A 15,904-nucleotide genomic window follows, 5' to 3' on the forward strand; every position below is an offset into this window, starting at 1 on the left:
ATCAATGACGATTTAGTCATTGACGATTGTGAAATAAAAAATCCCGATGTATTACGTCGGGATTTTTTGTTGTGGGCGCTACTGGGATCGAACCAGTGACCTTACGCGTGTGAGGCGTACGCTCTGAACCAGCTGAGCTAAGCGCCCGAATTGCGTTGCCAAGTTACAGAATTCCTCTGAGAAATTCAAACAGCATCTTCTGCAAAATATTCCTGAATCTTTCCTGCAACTTTCTCTCCAACTATCTCGACCAACTGTTCATGCGTTGCAAACTTCACCCCTTGAACAGAACCGAAAGTTTCAAGCAACTCCTGTGCACGTTTCTTTCCGATGCCTTCAATCAAATCAAGTTCTGTTTGAAGTGTACGTTTCGCTCTTAACGTTCGGTGATAGGTGATTGCGAACCGGTGCGCTTCATCCCGGATTTGTTGCAACAGTTTCAATCCCGAAGATGTTCGTGGAATGTTTTGCGGCTCATCAGATTCCGGTATGAAAACTTCTTCCAATCGCTTTGCTAATCCGATAATTGATAGTTTTGAGTTTTGAGTTTTGGGTTTTGAGTCTCTTGTTCTTTGATTTTCGTTTGCAATTTCTTGTAACTCCATTACTCCAATACTCCCAAACTCCAATACTCCATCGTTGAGATTCGCCCCCACTCCCTCGCTCCCTCGCTCCCTTGCCTCAGTTTGTAAAAGATTCCCGTCCTCCCGAAGTCCCAAACGAACTAAGACAGAGACCGCCGACGAAAGTTGCCCCTTCCCTCCATCCACCATAATCAAATCAGGGAACTCACCTTGCTCTTCAAGCAGGCGGGAGTATCGCCGCTCGATGACTTCTCTCATGCTCGCAAAATCATCGGGACCTTGCACGGATTGTATTTTGAATTTTCTGTATTCAGACTTCCTTGGCTTTCCATCAACAAACACCACCATCGAAGCAACTGAATCGCTTCCTTGAATATTGGAAATATCGAAGCACTCGATTTTTCGCGGCGGCTTTTTCAAACGTAAATCCCGTTGAAGCGCAATAACAGAATGAGGAATGTAATCATCCCGCTTCATCTTTTGCGCTTTCCATTCACCAAGAAGCAACTCGGCATTCTTCTTACATAAATTCAGCAGGCGAACTTTCTCACCGATTTTCGGAATGATGAGATGAACTTTCTTATCAATCTTCTGGCTCAGCCATTGCGCCATCGGCTCATGACTTTCGATTTCTACCGGAAGCAATACCTCCGACGGAATATCTTCCGCATCGAGATAATAGCGTTGAACAAACTGTTCGATGATTTCCGTTTCGGCTTTGTGCTCGACTCCACTCATGTACACATGATGCTTGCCGCTCAGTTTTCCTTCCCGAACTTTCAAGACAACTCCACAAGCATCATTTCCTTCAATTGCAACATTGAATAAATCCCTATCATCCAACTCAGCATCAATAATTTTTTGGCGTTCGGTATAAACGCTGAGTTGTTTGATTCGGTCACGCATTTCCGCCGCTTCCTCGAAGCGTAATTCTTCCGCCGCTTTCTGCATTTGTTCCTGTAATGAATGAACAAGACTCGAAGATTTTCCTTTGATGACCTGCACCACTTCGTGAATCATCTCGTTGTATTTTTCCTGCGAGATAATTCCTTCACATGGTCCGTCGCATTTCTTGATGTGGTAATCGAGGCAGACTTTAATTTTTCGTTTCTTGATTGACTCCTCATTGATGAGATAATTACAACTCCGCACTTTGAAAATCTCCCGAATCATCTTCAATGATGCGCGCATGTTCTTCACATCGGTGTACGGACCGAAATACTTTGAACCGTCTTTGAACACTCTTCTTGTTACAAACACACGTGGAAACGGCTCGTTCGTTACGACAATGAACGGGTAACTTTTATCATCCTTCAAATCTACATTGTAACGCGGCTTGAGTTTTTTGATGAGTGTCGCTTCGAGTATTAACGCCTCAACCTCCGAGTCAGTCACGAACAATTCAACGTCACGGATTTTTGAAATCATTGCATCAAGACGCGGCTCGTTCTTGCGTGACTTGTGGAAATACTGCCTCACCCGATTTCTGAGAATGACTGCCTTCCCGACATACAACACTTTCCCCTCAGCATCTTTGAATTGATACACTCCCGGTTTATTCGGTAAGTTGTCTAACTTTTCAGATAGTGCGACCTCCTCATCGGTAACGTTTATTGTTATGTTTGATTGCTCTTCCATCATTTATTCTGTTTTTGACTGAGTTCAATCAAAACACCGTTGGTTGATTTCGGATGCAGAAATGCAATCAAATACCCACCTGCGCCAACACGAGGCTTTTCATCAATCAATTGGAAGCCTTCATTTTTCAGTCGAACCAACTCGCTGACAATATCATCCACTTCAAACGAAAGATGATGAACGCCCTCACCCCGTTTCTCTATGAACTTTGCAATCGGAGAATCGGGCGCAGTGGCTTCTGTCAATTCAATTGAAGCATTTTCGACGTGACAAAATCCGACTCGAACTTTTTGGTCAGCAACTTCTTCCGTTGGTATGTGTTGGATGTTAAAGAGTTTTGAGAATAACTTCGTTGCTTCTTCTAAACTTTTGACGGCAATTCCTGCGTGAGAGAGTTTCATGGTTAATAAGAGAAATCGTTGTTAATTATTGCCGGAGAATCTACATATTTTTCCTTGATTGAAAAAGCAAAACGGCGTTTGTAGCCTGATTGGAATTCGTGTCGGATTGTGGTATATTCTCAACGCAATTCCCGCTTTTGATGAGCGGGATTCTTTTTGTTATGAAGTCAAATCAATTGAAAATCACGTAACTCTGCATGGAGCATCTTAGAAACTTTTGCATCATTGCCCACATTGACCATGGAAAGTCCACTATAGCCGACCGGCTTCTCGAACGAACGGGAACAATTACCGCTCGTGAGATGAAGTTCAATCAGGTGTTGGACGACATGGAACTTGAGCAGGAGCGCGGCATTACCATCAAACTCCATGCGATTCAGATGAAGTACAAGGCGCAGGATAAAAAGGATTACACCCTCAACCTGATTGATACTCCCGGTCACGTGGATTTTTCTTACGAGGTTTCCCGCTCGCTTGCCGCGTGCGAAGGCGCTCTACTTGTAGTTGATGCCTCACAAGGAGTTGAAGCGCAAACCATCAGCAATCTCTACCTTGCAATTGAAGCCGGATTGGAAATCATTCCGGTTATCAACAAAATTGATTTACCCGCTTCAATGGTTGATTCAGTTAAACAACAAATTATTGATTTGCTCGGATGCAAAGAGGAAGAAATTCTTCTCACAAGTGCGAAGATGAAAATCGGGATTGATGATATTCTTGAAGCGGTTGTAAAGCGTATCCCTCCTCCGAAAGGAAATCTATCAGCCCCACTTACTGCACTTATTTTCGATTCCATCTTCGATGGCTATCGCGGTTCGATTGTTTATATCAGAGTTGTGGATGGTGTTTTAAAAGAAGGTGACCGGGTGAAGTTCTTTGCAACAAATAAAATATTTGATGCCGAAGAAGTTGGCGTGCTCGAAATGCAGAGAGTTCGAACCGGTGTGTTAAATTCAGGCGACGTCGGGTATCTCATTCCCGGGGCGAGAGATGTTCACGATACGAAAGTCGGTGACACCTTAACGAATGCGGATAATCCCGCCGCAGGACAATTGCCCGGCTACAAAGAAGCCAAGCCGATGGTGTTTGCCGGATTGTATCCCGTGAATGCTGACAACTTTTCTGAACTGAGAGATTCTTTAGAGAAACTCCGGATGAATGATGCATCACTCATCTTCGAACCGGAATCTTCTGTCGCACTTGGATTTGGTTTTCGTGCGGGATTTCTTGGCTTGCTTCACATGGAAATTATTCAGGAGCGACTTGAACGGGAATTCCAACAAGAACTTATCACTACTGTTCCGAACGTCGAGTATAGGGTTATCAAAACAAACAAGGAAGTTGTGTTGGTTGATAATCCCGCGTTGATGCCTCCTGCCGTCGAGATTGAACATGTTGAAGAGCCAATCATTTCCGCACAGATAATCGCTCCGACCGAATACATCGGCAACATTATGAAGTTGTGTACAGACCGTCGTGGAGTTTACAAAAATACAACTTATTTGACTCCAACCCGTGCTGACATTCGCTATGAGATGCCTCTCTCGGAAATCATTTTTGATTTTTATGATAAACTCAAATCCACAACTCGCGGTTACGCCTCACTCGATTACGAGTTCTTGGAATATCGCGAGTCGGAATTAATCAAACTCGATATTCTTCTCAATGGAGAATCCGTAGATGCACTCTCTACGATTGTTCATCGCGATAAGGCGTATGAATGGGGAAAGAAACTGTGTGGCAAACTCAGGAAATTGATTCCCCGGCAGATGTTTGAAGTTGTCATACAAGCGGCAATTGGAAGTAAAGTCATTGCCCGCGATTCAATTTCAGCGATGCGCAAGAATGTTATTGCCAAATGTTACGGGGGAGATATTTCAAGAAAAAGAAAGTTGCTTGAGAAACAAAAGGAAGGCAAAAAGCGTATGAAACAAGTGGGTCGTGTCGAGATACCACAAGAAGCATTCTTGGCAGTGCTCTCAATGGAAGAAGATTAGAACAACATTTATCAATAAAATGAAAAAAAAAATAACAAAAAAAGAGTTCTACGAAAGAAAACTTAGGAATGCAAAAAAATGGTTACTAGGTGGACTTTTTATAACGGTGTTTACCTATTTTTTCCCCCTTGGTAATTATTATATCTTGGCATGGGGACCAATTATTTTTGGTTTATATGATTACATCGTTGCTCGGTATAATTATTTCAAGTACGAACATAGCGATGAATATATTGAAGTAAAAGAGGAACTTTCGTTTTCTAAGAAAACAAAAGCATTTGCACGTGAAATGGCAGTTGTTTTTAGTATCTTTCTTGTCCTGAACAGTTTCGTCATTGCTTCGTTCGAAGTACCGACCGGCTCAATGGAAAACGAAATCATGACCGGAGATTTTCTCCTCGTAAACAAATTTGTGTTCGGCGGAACAACTCCAAGAACTATTCCTTTAACGAATATTAAAATTCCTGCTTTCAAACTTCCATCCTTTTGGGAAGTTGAGCGTGGCGATGTGATAGTGTTTATCTTCCCCGGCTACCGAGAAGAAGTTGAAGCCGACATGTTTGCATATTATTTGAAACGTTGCATTGCCGTTGCCGGTGATACATTGCAAATCAAAAACAGAGTCGTCTATGTGAATGGTGTACCTGCGCCAATTCCTGAGAACATGAAATTCAACTCACCAATGTTGCACGGTCAGGGAATGGTTGATGAACGAATCTTCCCGAAAGGCGCACCTTTCAATGAAGACAACTACGGTCCTATTATTATTCCAAAACAAGGTCAAGTCATTCCGTTGACTCCTGAAAATTATTTTGTGTGGGAAACATTTATCAAACGTGAAGGGCATTCAATTTCGATGCGCGGCGGGCAAATCCAAGTTGATGGTCAGGCAGTAACAAGTTACACAGTCGGACGTGATTATGTTTTCGGAATGGGTGACAACCGTGACAACAGTTTGGACAGCCGCTTTTGGGGTTTTATTCCAAAGGATGATGTCATCGGTACACCGCTGATTGTCTATTGGTCATGGAATCCCGATTTATCATTATTTAATATCTTCGATAAGTTGGCGACGGTTCGATGGAATAGAATCGGGACGTTAGTAGATTAAGACAGAAAAGGACAGAAACAGATTTCTGTCCTACTATTTTTTTTTGAATGGTGTAATTTGGAACTGCAATTTCCTCATTCGTGTTGTCTATCCGTCCGAAATTCATTCACAAATAATTCATGTTGCGGTTTAGAGATTTAGCAATCATTTTTACGGTGACCATAGTCGCCGCGTTGTTTTTGAAGATGTTCGTTCTCGAAGCGGTTTTCATTCCATCTGCTTCGATGGAAGAGACACTTCTGCCGGGAGATTTCGTGCTTGTGAATAAACTCAGTCTTAGTTCAGCATCATCTTCGTCTTCAAGTCTCAACGCTACAATTCCCTTTCTTTCATTTTCTAAACAAGTAGATGTTGAACGAGGCGATGTTGTGGTATTCAGATTCCCCGGAACGGCAGAAAAATCTGTCTTGGCAAAAGACGATTTACTTGTGAAACGATGTGTTGCCAAAGGCGGTGACCTCCTTGAAATTTCCAAAGGAAGTATTTGGGTGAACGGAGAGCGTAAAGCGTTCATCGAAGGAAATCCTTCTTTACGTTCGGAGACAAAACTCTTTCCTCCAAATGAAAATTTTACTTTCAATAATTACGGTCCGATTCGGATTCCGAAACAAGGGGACATTATTCTTCTCACAAAAGAAACGTACCAGCAATGGGAAAATCTCATTCGTTCGGAAGGACATTCGGTCTCTTGGTCTGATGTGCGTGGCTGTTTACTCGACGGACAACCTGTTGAAACGTACGTCATCAAAGAAAATTATTTGTTTATGCTCGGAGATAATTTCTTTCATAGTTACGACAGTCGCTTTTGGGGATTTCTCCCTGAGAAAAATGTCATCGGTGACGCAGCAATTGTGTATTGGTCGTTGGAAGAGAATCACCGCAGTAAATCCGTTTCCGATTTCCTTGGTTCTATTCGTTGGGGTCGAATCGGAATGTTCATCAATTAGAAATTTAAATAATGTCGAGTATCTACCTCCATATTCCCTTCTGCGAGCGCAAATGTATCTACTGTGATTTTTACTCGATTGAAAATCTCAAGCCGATGCTGACATTCGTCGAGGCATTGCAAAAAGAGATTTCGATGTATAAATCATATTCTCATCGCGAAAAAGTCGAGACAATATTTTTCGGCGGCGGAACTCCTTCCCTCCTCTCCGATGATTCACTGAAAAGAATTTTTGAGACGCTTCACCAAAATTATGAAATCAATCCCGACGCTGAAATTACTCTCGAAGCAAATCCGGGAACTGTGGATGAAACGAAATTACGTTCGTTCATCAATGTGGGCATTAATCGTTTGAGTTTCGGGGTTCAATCATTCCATCAAAATGAACTTGAGTTTCTTGGAAGAATACATAACAGTGAACAGGCAATGAACAGCGTCAAGTCGGCACAGGATGTTGGATTTGAGAACATCAACATTGATTTGATTTATTCGCTCCCCCAACAATCAATGAAGAATTGGGAAGAAACACTTGAGAAAGCGCTTGCATTGAAAACACAGCACATTTCTGCTTACAGTTTGATTGTCGAACCGAACACTCCGCTACACCGGATGGTTGAATTAAAACAAATTACTCCATCTCCAACCGAACAGGAAGCCGAGATGTATGAATTTACCATGAAGTATTTACAAGAGCGCGGCTTTATCCATTATGAAGTTTCAAATTATGCCCGTCCCGGATTTGAAAGTAAACATAATTCAAATTACTGGAATCATACAAACTATTTGGGTTTCGGTCCGTCGGCTCATTCATTCTGGGCAAATCGTCGTTGGTGGAATGTAAAGAATCTTCAACTCTACATCGAACGGATTGCCAACGAAACATTTCCAACAGAATCGGAAGAAACACTTTCGAACACTCAGTTGCTCGATGAAGCAATTATGCTTGGATTGAGAAGCAACAGTCTCGATTTACGAACAATTGAACAGCGGTTTGGTGTCAATCTTCGTCAGGTTCATCAAGCCAAAATTCAAGAACTCGTTGCTTCTAAACTTGCAGTGTTCAAAGGAAACAAATTACATCTGACTGACAACGGATTTCTGCTCTGCGATAGCATTGCCGAGTCACTGCTAATTCAACTTCAGGCGGCGTAAGTCGCTTGTAAATAGTGCTGAATTCTTCTATATTGTCACGCTTTTTTATTACATAATCAAACTGATTTTGCAAATTTGAGGAACTTAATGTCCGATAAACTTATAAATCGAATTGTTGCACTGAGTGTCTTACTTATTACACTTGTTGTTTATTTCAAAACACTTTCTGTCACTGTCGTCTTTTGGGATGTAGGTGAATTTTGTGCTGCGGCGTTCTTGATGCAAGTCCCTCATCCTCCCGGTTCTCCGCTTTTCCTCATCATTGCCAAAGTCGCTTCGATGATTCCGTTCTTACCGGATATCGCGGCTCGTATGCACGCTGTGTCCACAATTTCAAGCGCCCTTGGTGTCATGTTCTTATATCTTTTCAGTGTAAAAGTTATAGCACGAATGACCGGTGGAATTACGACCACACTTGATAAAATTGCAATTTATGGTTCTTCAGCAATTGGCGCTTTGTCACTTGCGTTCAGTACAACCTATTGGTTCAACGGCAGTGAAGCGGAAGTGTATGGACTGAGTATGCTATTTGTTTGTATCATTATGTGGCTGATTATGCGTTGGTGGGAACGTGCAGAGGAACCACACAACGAAAAATATATTCTTCTTATTGCATACCTGATAGGACTATCAACCGGCGTTCATCTGCTTGCGGTGCTTGCGGTGTTTCCGGTAATGATGTTGATTTATTTTCGTCTGTATGAAATCAACAAACGAAGTTTAATAATCTTCAGTATCAGTACCGTTGCTACCTTTATTGCAATTTATCCCGGCGTCGTTCAATATTTGCCTTCGATGTTGGATGGAGATTTTAAAGGATTCAAATTTGAATTGCTCCCCTTCTTGCCCGTAGCAATTATTATCGGTGCGGCATGGGGCGCGTATAAAGCATATCAAACAAAACACCGATTGATTCACATAGCGTGTCTTTCTTTCTTGTTAGTTGTCATCGGATATACAACATACACCGGTGTGATTATTCGCTCGAACGCGAGACCACCGATGAATGAAAATGCGCCGGATAATCTCGCCGGCTTGGTAAGTTATCTGAGCCGGGAACAATACGGAGATACACCCTTATTGCGTGGTGATAGTTGGGACAACAATCTGCAAGATTACCGCGAAAAACTCTTCCCGCGTCGACATTCACGCGAAGCGATGCACGAAGAAACCCGGACGAAGTACAAAGATGATTGGGATTTCTTCTGGAATTATCAAACCAACCATATGTTTATACGATATGTACTGTGGAATTTTGTCGGAGCAGAGGGCGATTGGCAAGATGCCGGAGTAAGTTGGAAAAAAACATGGGGCATACCTCTACTTATCGGTTTGTTCGGCATATTCTTTCAGTATTGGAGGGATAAAAAAATGGCGTTGACGCTTCTTATTATGTTTATTATTATGGGATTTGTACTCGCATGGTATCAGAATCAACAAGAGCCACAACCACGTGAACGTGACTATTTTTATGTCGGAGCGTACTATGTGTACGCTCTATGGATTGGTATTGGGATTTTTGGCTTGATTGATTTACTTCGGAAAGCATTGAAAGGTACTACGATTCAAATAGCCGCCGCTTCTCTGGTACTTGTTGTGACAGCAGGAGCAGTCCCGGCAAATCTTATCAGAATCAATTACCACGACCATGACAGAAGCAAAAACTTTATCGCGTGGGATTATTCATATAACATTCTCCAAAGTTGTGAGCAAGATGCAATTCTCTTTACAAACGGAGATAACGACACGTTTCCACTCTGGTATTTGCATGATGTTGAAGGAGTGCGTCGGGACATCCGTATTGTCAATCTCAGTCTTGTCAACACTTCGTGGTACATTCTTCAGTTGAAGAATGAAATGCCGCACGGTGCTCAGAAAGTTCCTATTTCATTGTCTGACCAGGCAATTCAACAAATAGAACCGAGACCATGGAAACCGCGCAACGTGGATTTACCGGTTCCACGAGATATACTTCAAAAGTTTCTCACAAGCGATAAACCGGCTTTGCCAACATGGTCGTTAGATAGCACGGTGATGAATCAGGAAAGAATTACATTCACCGTCAATGGAATTCCGTTTAATAATGAGATGCGATTTCTCCGCGTTCAGGATTTGATGGTGTGGGAAATTATCCGGGCAAATAACTGGCAACGACCTGTCTATTTTGCAGCAACATGCTCGCCCGATTCCAAGATGGGACTTGATGATTATCTGTGGATGCAAGGTCTTGCACTAAAATTGAAACCATTCAAAGTTCCGTCTGTTGAGAGTGGACTCGATGGCGCATACATGGAAAAGAATTTATTGACAGATAATGTTCAGCCGTCAAAGAATTTCCAAAGTGGCTTTCTCTGGCGCAATCTCAACCTCTCAGATATTTACTACGATGAAAACACTCAGCGCATGGTGATGAACTATCGGGCAAGTTTCCTCCGCATGTATGAATATGCAATGCGTGTCGAGCGCAATCAAGAAAAAGCAAAGCAAGTTCTACAACGAATGGAAACGGTCATGCCGGTAAATATCATTCCGAATTTGGATTGGAGATACACAGCACATTTCATGAATCTCTTCCGCAATGTCGGCGATATGGAAAACTTCAGCAAGTATGCAGATGTCGCCGAGAAGAAATGCTGGGAACTTGTCAACGCCGGAAATGTCCTATCACAGGACTTCAATCCTTATCAGGTATTACAGGATATTTACGAAGGCAGAAAAGATTACGCCAAAGCATTGGATGTAGCACAACGTTGGAAAGCACAATTTCAGGCGTACGCCTCTGACCCGCGTTACGCGAACGATCGCGGATTCCAACAACAGATGATGTATCTTGACCAGATGATTACCATGTATCAGCAAAACCTGAAGGGTAATCAAGTTGCTGATTCAACTGTTCCGAAGCAATAGTTCAATGTATGTCTGAGGATTCTTCTTTTCATAAATTGAGAAGAGTCCTCAGACAATTGTTTCACACGAACCACAAAATTTCCTCAAAATGAAGATACTTATTTTCAATTGGCAGGATATTAAAAATCCGCTCGCAGGCGGAGCGGAGGTTCATCTTCATGAAATATTTTCTCGTGTTGTCAACCTTGGACATGAAGTTACCCTATATTGTTCAATGTTCGATGGCGCGTCGAAAGAGGAAACCATCAACGGAATAAAAGTTATTCGGGAGGGCGGACGGTTCTTCTTCAACTTCTATGTTCCGCTGAGGTATCTTACACGATTCAGAAAAGAAAAGTTCGATATCGTTATTGACGATATGAACAAGATTCCATTTTATACTCCATGGTTCATCCGGGAACCACTTGCCGTCATCATTCATCATTTATTTTCCAAAACGATTTTTCTTGAGGCCCCCTTCCCTCTCGCATTGTATGTCTATCTGACCGAGTGGCTAGGCGTTGATTTACTCCGGAAGAAACGAATTCCCATTTTTGCAGTCTCGCCAAGCACTATCAATGAATTGACTTCTCACGGCATTTCCGATAAGCAACTTGAGACGGTTTACAACTGCGTTGACCATTCGCGCTATCAAAGAAATGACCCGGCGAAAAGTTCGAAACCGTTGATTGGATATTTCGGGAGAATCAAAAAGTATAAATCAGTTGACCATCTTCTGAAAGCATTTGCAATCGTTCAGGGAAAATTTCCCGAAGCGGAATTGATTGTCGTCGGCGAAGGAGACAATCGCCCTGAACTTGAGAAACTTGCTCAAAGTTTGCACATTTCAAATAAAATCCAGTTTACCGGATTTGTGAGCGAAGAAGAAAAAGTCAGATTGATGCAAGAAGTTTGGTTCGTTGTCAATCCATCATCGAAGGAAGGTTGGGGATTGACAGTTATCGAAGCAAATGCGTGTGGAACTCCCGTGATTGCAAGCAACGTTCCGGGATTGCGCGATGCCGTTCGGGAAGATGAAACCGGATTATTCTTCGAGTACGGCAACATCGAAATGCTTGCAGAGAAAATGCTTACGATGTTGAACGACGCAGAACTCCGTCAGCGACTGAGCAACGAAGCATACAAATGGTCAATGAATTTTAATTGGGAAACCGTCGCACAAAAAACGGTTGAACTTCTTCAGCGAATTATTTCCAATCATAAGACTACTTAGGCATTCTCTGCCGAAAAATGTAAACATATTATTCGTTTCTGCCTTCCGCACTTCTTTTATTGAAGAAGACCTCCGTTTTCTCTCCAAACATTTTCAGGTTCAACCACGCATCGGTCATGGCATACTTCATCTCCTGAAAATTATCCTGAGTTTATTTCAAACCGATATTATCTTTTGCTGGTTCGCTTCTGTCTACTCTGCGGTTGGAGTGATTATTGGAAAATATCTGGGAGTGAAATCAGTTCTCATTCTTGGCGGTGTAGATGTTGCAGCAGATGAAGAACTCGGTTACGGCATCTGGTTATCGAAATGGAAAAGTAAACTTGTTCGTCGTGCATTGCTATTGGCTGACCGCGTTCTTGTCGTGGATAATTCCTTGAAAGAAGAAGCAATGCAACGTGCCGGTTATGATGGAAACAATATCGTCTATCTTCCCACCGGTTATGATGCGTTGTTCTGGAAACCGTTAATCGAAAAAAAGAAGATTGTTCTCACCGTTGCAAGTTGTTCGGATGAGATTCGCTTAAGAATAAAAGGAATTGATGTACTTATTCAGGCGGCGCAACGAATGCCGAATGCCGAATTTGTCGTAGTTGGAACTGAATCTGATTTAGCGTATCGTCTCCAACCGCCAATGAATATGACCTTTTATCCGTCAGTCAAAAAGGAACGCTTGTTACAATGGTATCAGGAAGCGAAAGTGTATTGCCAACCTTCGCGTCGTGAAGGATTGCCAAACGCTCTCTGCGAAGCGATGCTGTGCGGATGCATTCCGGTGGGAACACGGGTTGGAGGAAATGCCACGGCGATTGCTGACACAGGATTTCTTGTTCCCACTAATGATGTTGATGCACTTGTTTCTGGTTTAAACTACGCGTTGGAATCTGGAACCGAGTTGCCCGTCAAAGCCCGGTCACGAATCGTTGCACTTTTTCCGAAAGAGAAACGTGAAGCGGATTTGTTCTCCCTCATAGAAAAACTACTTCATGAAGCGGCTGACTAAAAACGTTATTGCTCTCGTCGGCAGTGACCTGACACGAAAGTTTTTCGGCTTTCTCACCATCGCTTACCTGACGCGACATGTCAGCATCTCCGACTTCGGTGTAATAAATATCGGACTGACGATTCTCTCGTATGTTTTGATTTTCGGAGCGGCGGGAATTCCATCCTTCGCTACAAGAGAAATCGCCCGTTCAACCGACCCGCTCTTTATCGGTCGAGTGCTCACGACAAGATTCCTTCTTACCATCATTCTCATTCTTCTGGCTTCTGTTGTAATCCTCTTTGTTATTCAGGACAGATTCACAACAACAATCTTCATTCTCTTTACACTTGCATCCATTCCAAATGCCTTTTTCCTTGACTGGTATTTTCAAGGAAAAGAATCTATGAGTTCGATTGGTGCGGCACGAGGAATTGCGGCGGTTGTAAATTTCTTACTGATATTTTTTATCGTTGAGTCTTCGGCTGATATTCTTTGGGTAGCAATTGCGGCAATTGCCGGAGATGTGTGTGCAACGTTCATGTATTTTGTTTTTGTAAGAATTCAGAAACTTTCATTTCGTTTCAACTTCAACATTTCAGATTCGATAAAATTGCTCAAGCAGGCATTTCCTCTCGGACTTGGTTCCATCCTTGCTCATTCAAGCGTGAACCTTTCTCCCCTTCTTCTCGGAATCCTCCTTTCAACACACAGTGTCGGCATCTTCAGCGCGGCAAGCAAACTTGTCATTTTGTTAATGATGTTCGACCGATTGCTTGCGACCATCCTTCTCCCGGCAACTTGCAGAATATTTTCTCAACAGCCGGAACAATTCAAACAGCGTCTGGAGGAAACATTGAAATGGGTTTTACTGCTGGCATTACCACTGTGCATCGGTGGCACATTGCTCTCAAGCGAACTGATTCGATTTGTTTTCGGTGAAGCATATGCGGCTTCATCACCAATTTTTTCCGTGCTTGTCTGGTTTTTGTTGATGACGATGTTACACACGGTCTATTCGTCAGCACTTGTTGCAATCGGAAAAGAAAAACTTTTTGCAAAAGTGATGGGATTAAGCGCGGTCGTTTATGTTCTCTTCATTCTCGTCGGTACCTATTTCTATCAGGAAACGGGCGCGGCAATAGCAATGGTATCTGCTGAACTTCTCACGGTCTTGCTTTCCCGTTATAGTTTGAGAAAAAGCATAGAAGTTGCATTTCCAACAAATCTCCCTCAAATTATTCTTGCATTGATTGCGATGACACTCTCGCTTCACTTTCTGCCTGAGATTCATTTCCTTCTCAGGATAGGTATCGGAGCGCTTGTTTATAGTTTGGTTGCTTTATTCGTGAAAGCAGTGACAATCACTGAAGCACAACTAATGTTCAGGAGGGTTTGGTGAAACTTCAGGTTGGATTGATGAATTGTTCGCCGGGTTGGTCGGGTTTGCTGAAACAAATTGGTTTACCGTTTAGGATTATCTCAAGCAATTTTGAAAATGTGGAGTTCAGCGCGATTATTACTGGTGATGTACTTGATGAAGCAAGTATTGAACGAATTCAATCGTATGCAAAATCAGGAGGAAGTTTACTCCTTTCCTCGCGTTCGTTCAAACAACTTTCTGGTGTTGAAGCACAAACGAAGACAATCAGTTATCTTTTTCCCCGTCAAGATTCACTCTTCTCTGAAATTGGATTGTTGGATATTTTTTCTGAATGCATGATTCCTTCAAATGCAAACGACTTGCATTCTGTTGACGGAAAGCCGACCTGTTTCATCGGCAAATGGAATGGCGCGAATGTTTTTGTTCTCCCTTTTGATGCAGGATGTTTATTCACAGAGAACAGAACAACCGACAAATCGTTTTATTCACCTTACCCGAGACTTCCGTTTGAACGCGTTTCGCTTGTCTCAAAACATTCGTTGAGGAAATTCGTTACAACCTCGCTCGAATATCTCTTTCATCAGAGGAATCTACCGTTTGTACATCTCAGTCATTATCCCGGTATAAACCAATCGCTGTTTGCTTTTCGAATTGACACTGATTATGCTGGTGGCGACGAAATCAACAAACTCTATGCTCTCTCTCGAAAATATCAAGTTCCGTTCACATGGTTTGTAGATGTAAAAAGTCAGCAAGATATTCTTTCCTCTTTTGCTGAAATGGAAAATCAGGAAATCGGAATCCATTGCTTTGAACATCAGACGTATGAAGAGTATCAAGCAAATTACGATAATATTTTGAAGGCAAAACAACTTTTCGAATCAAACAATATTAATGCAAAAGGATTTGCCGCTCCGTTTGGGAAGTGGAATCAGGAACTGGGACAGGCGATTAGGGATTTGGGGTTTGAGTATTCATCTGAATTTTCGTACGATTACGATAATTATCCCTCGTATCCGTTCTTTGGCAACGAGGAAAGTACGGTTTTACAAGTACCGATTCATCCCATCAGCATCGGGACATTGAAGCGTCTTGGTTATTCAGATGAAATAATGATAAAGTATTTTCAGTTTGTCATTGAACAAAAATACCGGGCGCGTGAACCGATTATTTTATATCATCATCCGAAAGACGGACATGAAAAAGTGTTGGAGTGTATTTTTGAACACATAAAACATTTAGATATTTCAACTGTTCGATTCATTGACTATGCAACTTGGTGGAAAAAACGAGTTGCACAACAATTGAACATTGATTTGCATGAACATGTCTTGAGCATGTATTGTTCAGATGAAAATACTAATGACAGAATACGCATAACAAGAAAAAATGAAACCGAATCAATGTGTGAAGTTCAATCATTAATACCATTGGATGAATTGCGATGGCAGTTAACCCCGGAAGTGCATCCATTTCCGAATAATTATCTTCGAATCAGAAAATACAACCCGTGGATTTCATTTATTCACCTGCAAGATTATATTTTCAGTAAGTTAAGTAGTAAGTATTGAGTATTCAGTCACCAGAAA

Annotated in this window: 11 protein-coding genes and 1 tRNA gene; 9 read left to right on the plus strand and 3 right to left on the minus strand. The window is 42.2% G+C overall.

All coding sequences use genetic code 11. The features are described 5' to 3' along the window. Positions 1-72: 72 nt before the first annotated feature. From HY960_00335 to mce, 3 genes are all read right to left on the minus strand, one after another. Positions 73-147 (minus strand) — tRNA-Val (locus HY960_00335). A gap of 38 nt (positions 148-185) precedes the next feature. Beyond that, positions 186-2,225, minus strand: a complete 2,040-nt coding sequence (locus tag HY960_00340; GenBank protein ID MBI5214179.1) for an excinuclease ABC subunit C — start codon at positions 2,223-2,225, stop codon at positions 186-188. Then, positions 2,222-2,623 (minus strand): methylmalonyl-CoA epimerase, encoded by a 402-nt coding sequence (mce, locus tag HY960_00345; GenBank protein MBI5214180.1) that lies wholly within the window; start codon positions 2,621-2,623, stop codon positions 2,222-2,224. Before mce ends, HY960_00340 begins: the two co-directional genes overlap by 4 nt. Before the next feature lie 197 nt (positions 2,624-2,820). Between mce and lepA the strand changes: the two genes are divergently transcribed. The 9 genes from lepA (at position 2,821) to HY960_00390 (ending at position 15,886) form a co-directional block, all read left to right on the plus strand. After that, the gene (gene lepA / locus HY960_00350) at positions 2,821-4,620 is read left to right on the plus strand and encodes an elongation factor 4 (GenBank protein MBI5214181.1); all 1,800 of its coding nucleotides are present in this window, start codon (positions 2,821-2,823) and stop codon (positions 4,618-4,620) included. A gap of 19 nt (positions 4,621-4,639) precedes the next feature. Continuing rightward, positions 4,640-5,731 carry a signal peptidase I gene (gene lepB / locus HY960_00355; protein MBI5214182.1) on the plus strand — a complete coding sequence of 364 codons (1,092 nt, stop codon included), beginning with the start codon at positions 4,640-4,642 and terminating at the stop codon, positions 5,729-5,731. A gap of 119 nt (positions 5,732-5,850) precedes the next feature. Then, complete coding sequence (lepB, locus tag HY960_00360) at positions 5,851-6,678, plus strand: signal peptidase I (protein ID MBI5214183.1); 828 nt, start codon at positions 5,851-5,853, stop codon at positions 6,676-6,678. 11 nt (positions 6,679-6,689) lie between these two features. After that, a complete protein-coding gene (gene hemW, locus HY960_00365) occupies positions 6,690-7,829 on the plus strand; it encodes a radical SAM family heme chaperone HemW (GenBank protein MBI5214184.1) in 1,140 nt (379 codons plus the stop codon). A gap of 87 nt (positions 7,830-7,916) precedes the next feature. After that, positions 7,917-10,736 carry a DUF2723 domain-containing protein gene (locus tag HY960_00370; protein MBI5214185.1) on the plus strand — a complete coding sequence of 940 codons (2,820 nt, stop codon included), beginning with the start codon at positions 7,917-7,919 and terminating at the stop codon, positions 10,734-10,736. 88 nt (positions 10,737-10,824) lie between these two features. Then, positions 10,825-11,949: a glycosyltransferase family 4 protein gene (locus HY960_00375; GenBank protein ID MBI5214186.1), complete on the plus strand. Its 1,125-nt coding sequence runs from the start codon at positions 10,825-10,827 to the stop codon at positions 11,947-11,949. Further along, positions 11,906-12,952 (plus strand): glycosyltransferase family 4 protein, encoded by a 1,047-nt coding sequence (locus HY960_00380; GenBank protein MBI5214187.1) that lies wholly within the window; start codon positions 11,906-11,908, stop codon positions 12,950-12,952. The genes HY960_00375 and HY960_00380 overlap by 44 nt, the downstream gene beginning before the upstream one ends. Next, entirely contained in the window at positions 12,936-14,333 is a 1,398-nt protein-coding gene (locus tag HY960_00385) for a flippase (protein ID MBI5214188.1), read from the plus strand. The genes HY960_00380 and HY960_00385 overlap by 17 nt, the downstream gene beginning before the upstream one ends. Further along, positions 14,330-15,886, plus strand: a complete 1,557-nt coding sequence (locus HY960_00390) for a polysaccharide deacetylase family protein (GenBank protein ID MBI5214189.1) — start codon at positions 14,330-14,332, stop codon at positions 15,884-15,886. The genes HY960_00385 and HY960_00390 overlap by 4 nt, the downstream gene beginning before the upstream one ends. Positions 15,887-15,904: the final 18 nt, after the last annotated feature.

The sequence above is a fragment of the Ignavibacteriota bacterium genome, from assembly GCA_016212665.1.
In the GTDB taxonomy this organism is placed as follows: Bacteria; Bacteroidota; Ignavibacteria; order UBA10030; family SZUA-254; genus FW602-bin19.

Bases quoted from the DNA above. Each gene is read 5' to 3' on its own strand.
- HY960_00340 (MBI5214179.1), bottom strand. From the start codon at position 2,225: ATGATGGAAGAGCAATCAAACATAACAATAAACGTTACCGATGAGGAG.
- mce (MBI5214180.1), bottom strand. From the start codon at position 2,623: ATGAAACTCTCTCACGCAGGAATTGCCGTCAAAAGTTTAGAAGAAGCA.
- lepA (MBI5214181.1), top strand. From the start codon at position 2,821: ATGGAGCATCTTAGAAACTTTTGCATCATTGCCCACATTGACCATGGA.
- lepB (MBI5214182.1), top strand. From the start codon at position 4,640: ATGAAAAAAAAAATAACAAAAAAAGAGTTCTACGAAAGAAAACTTAGG.
- lepB (MBI5214183.1), top strand. From the start codon at position 5,851: ATGTTGCGGTTTAGAGATTTAGCAATCATTTTTACGGTGACCATAGTC.
- hemW (MBI5214184.1), top strand. From the start codon at position 6,690: ATGTCGAGTATCTACCTCCATATTCCCTTCTGCGAGCGCAAATGTATC.
- HY960_00370 (MBI5214185.1), top strand. From the start codon at position 7,917: ATGTCCGATAAACTTATAAATCGAATTGTTGCACTGAGTGTCTTACTT.
- HY960_00375 (MBI5214186.1), top strand. From the start codon at position 10,825: ATGAAGATACTTATTTTCAATTGGCAGGATATTAAAAATCCGCTCGCA.
- HY960_00385 (MBI5214188.1), top strand. From the start codon at position 12,936: ATGAAGCGGCTGACTAAAAACGTTATTGCTCTCGTCGGCAGTGACCTG.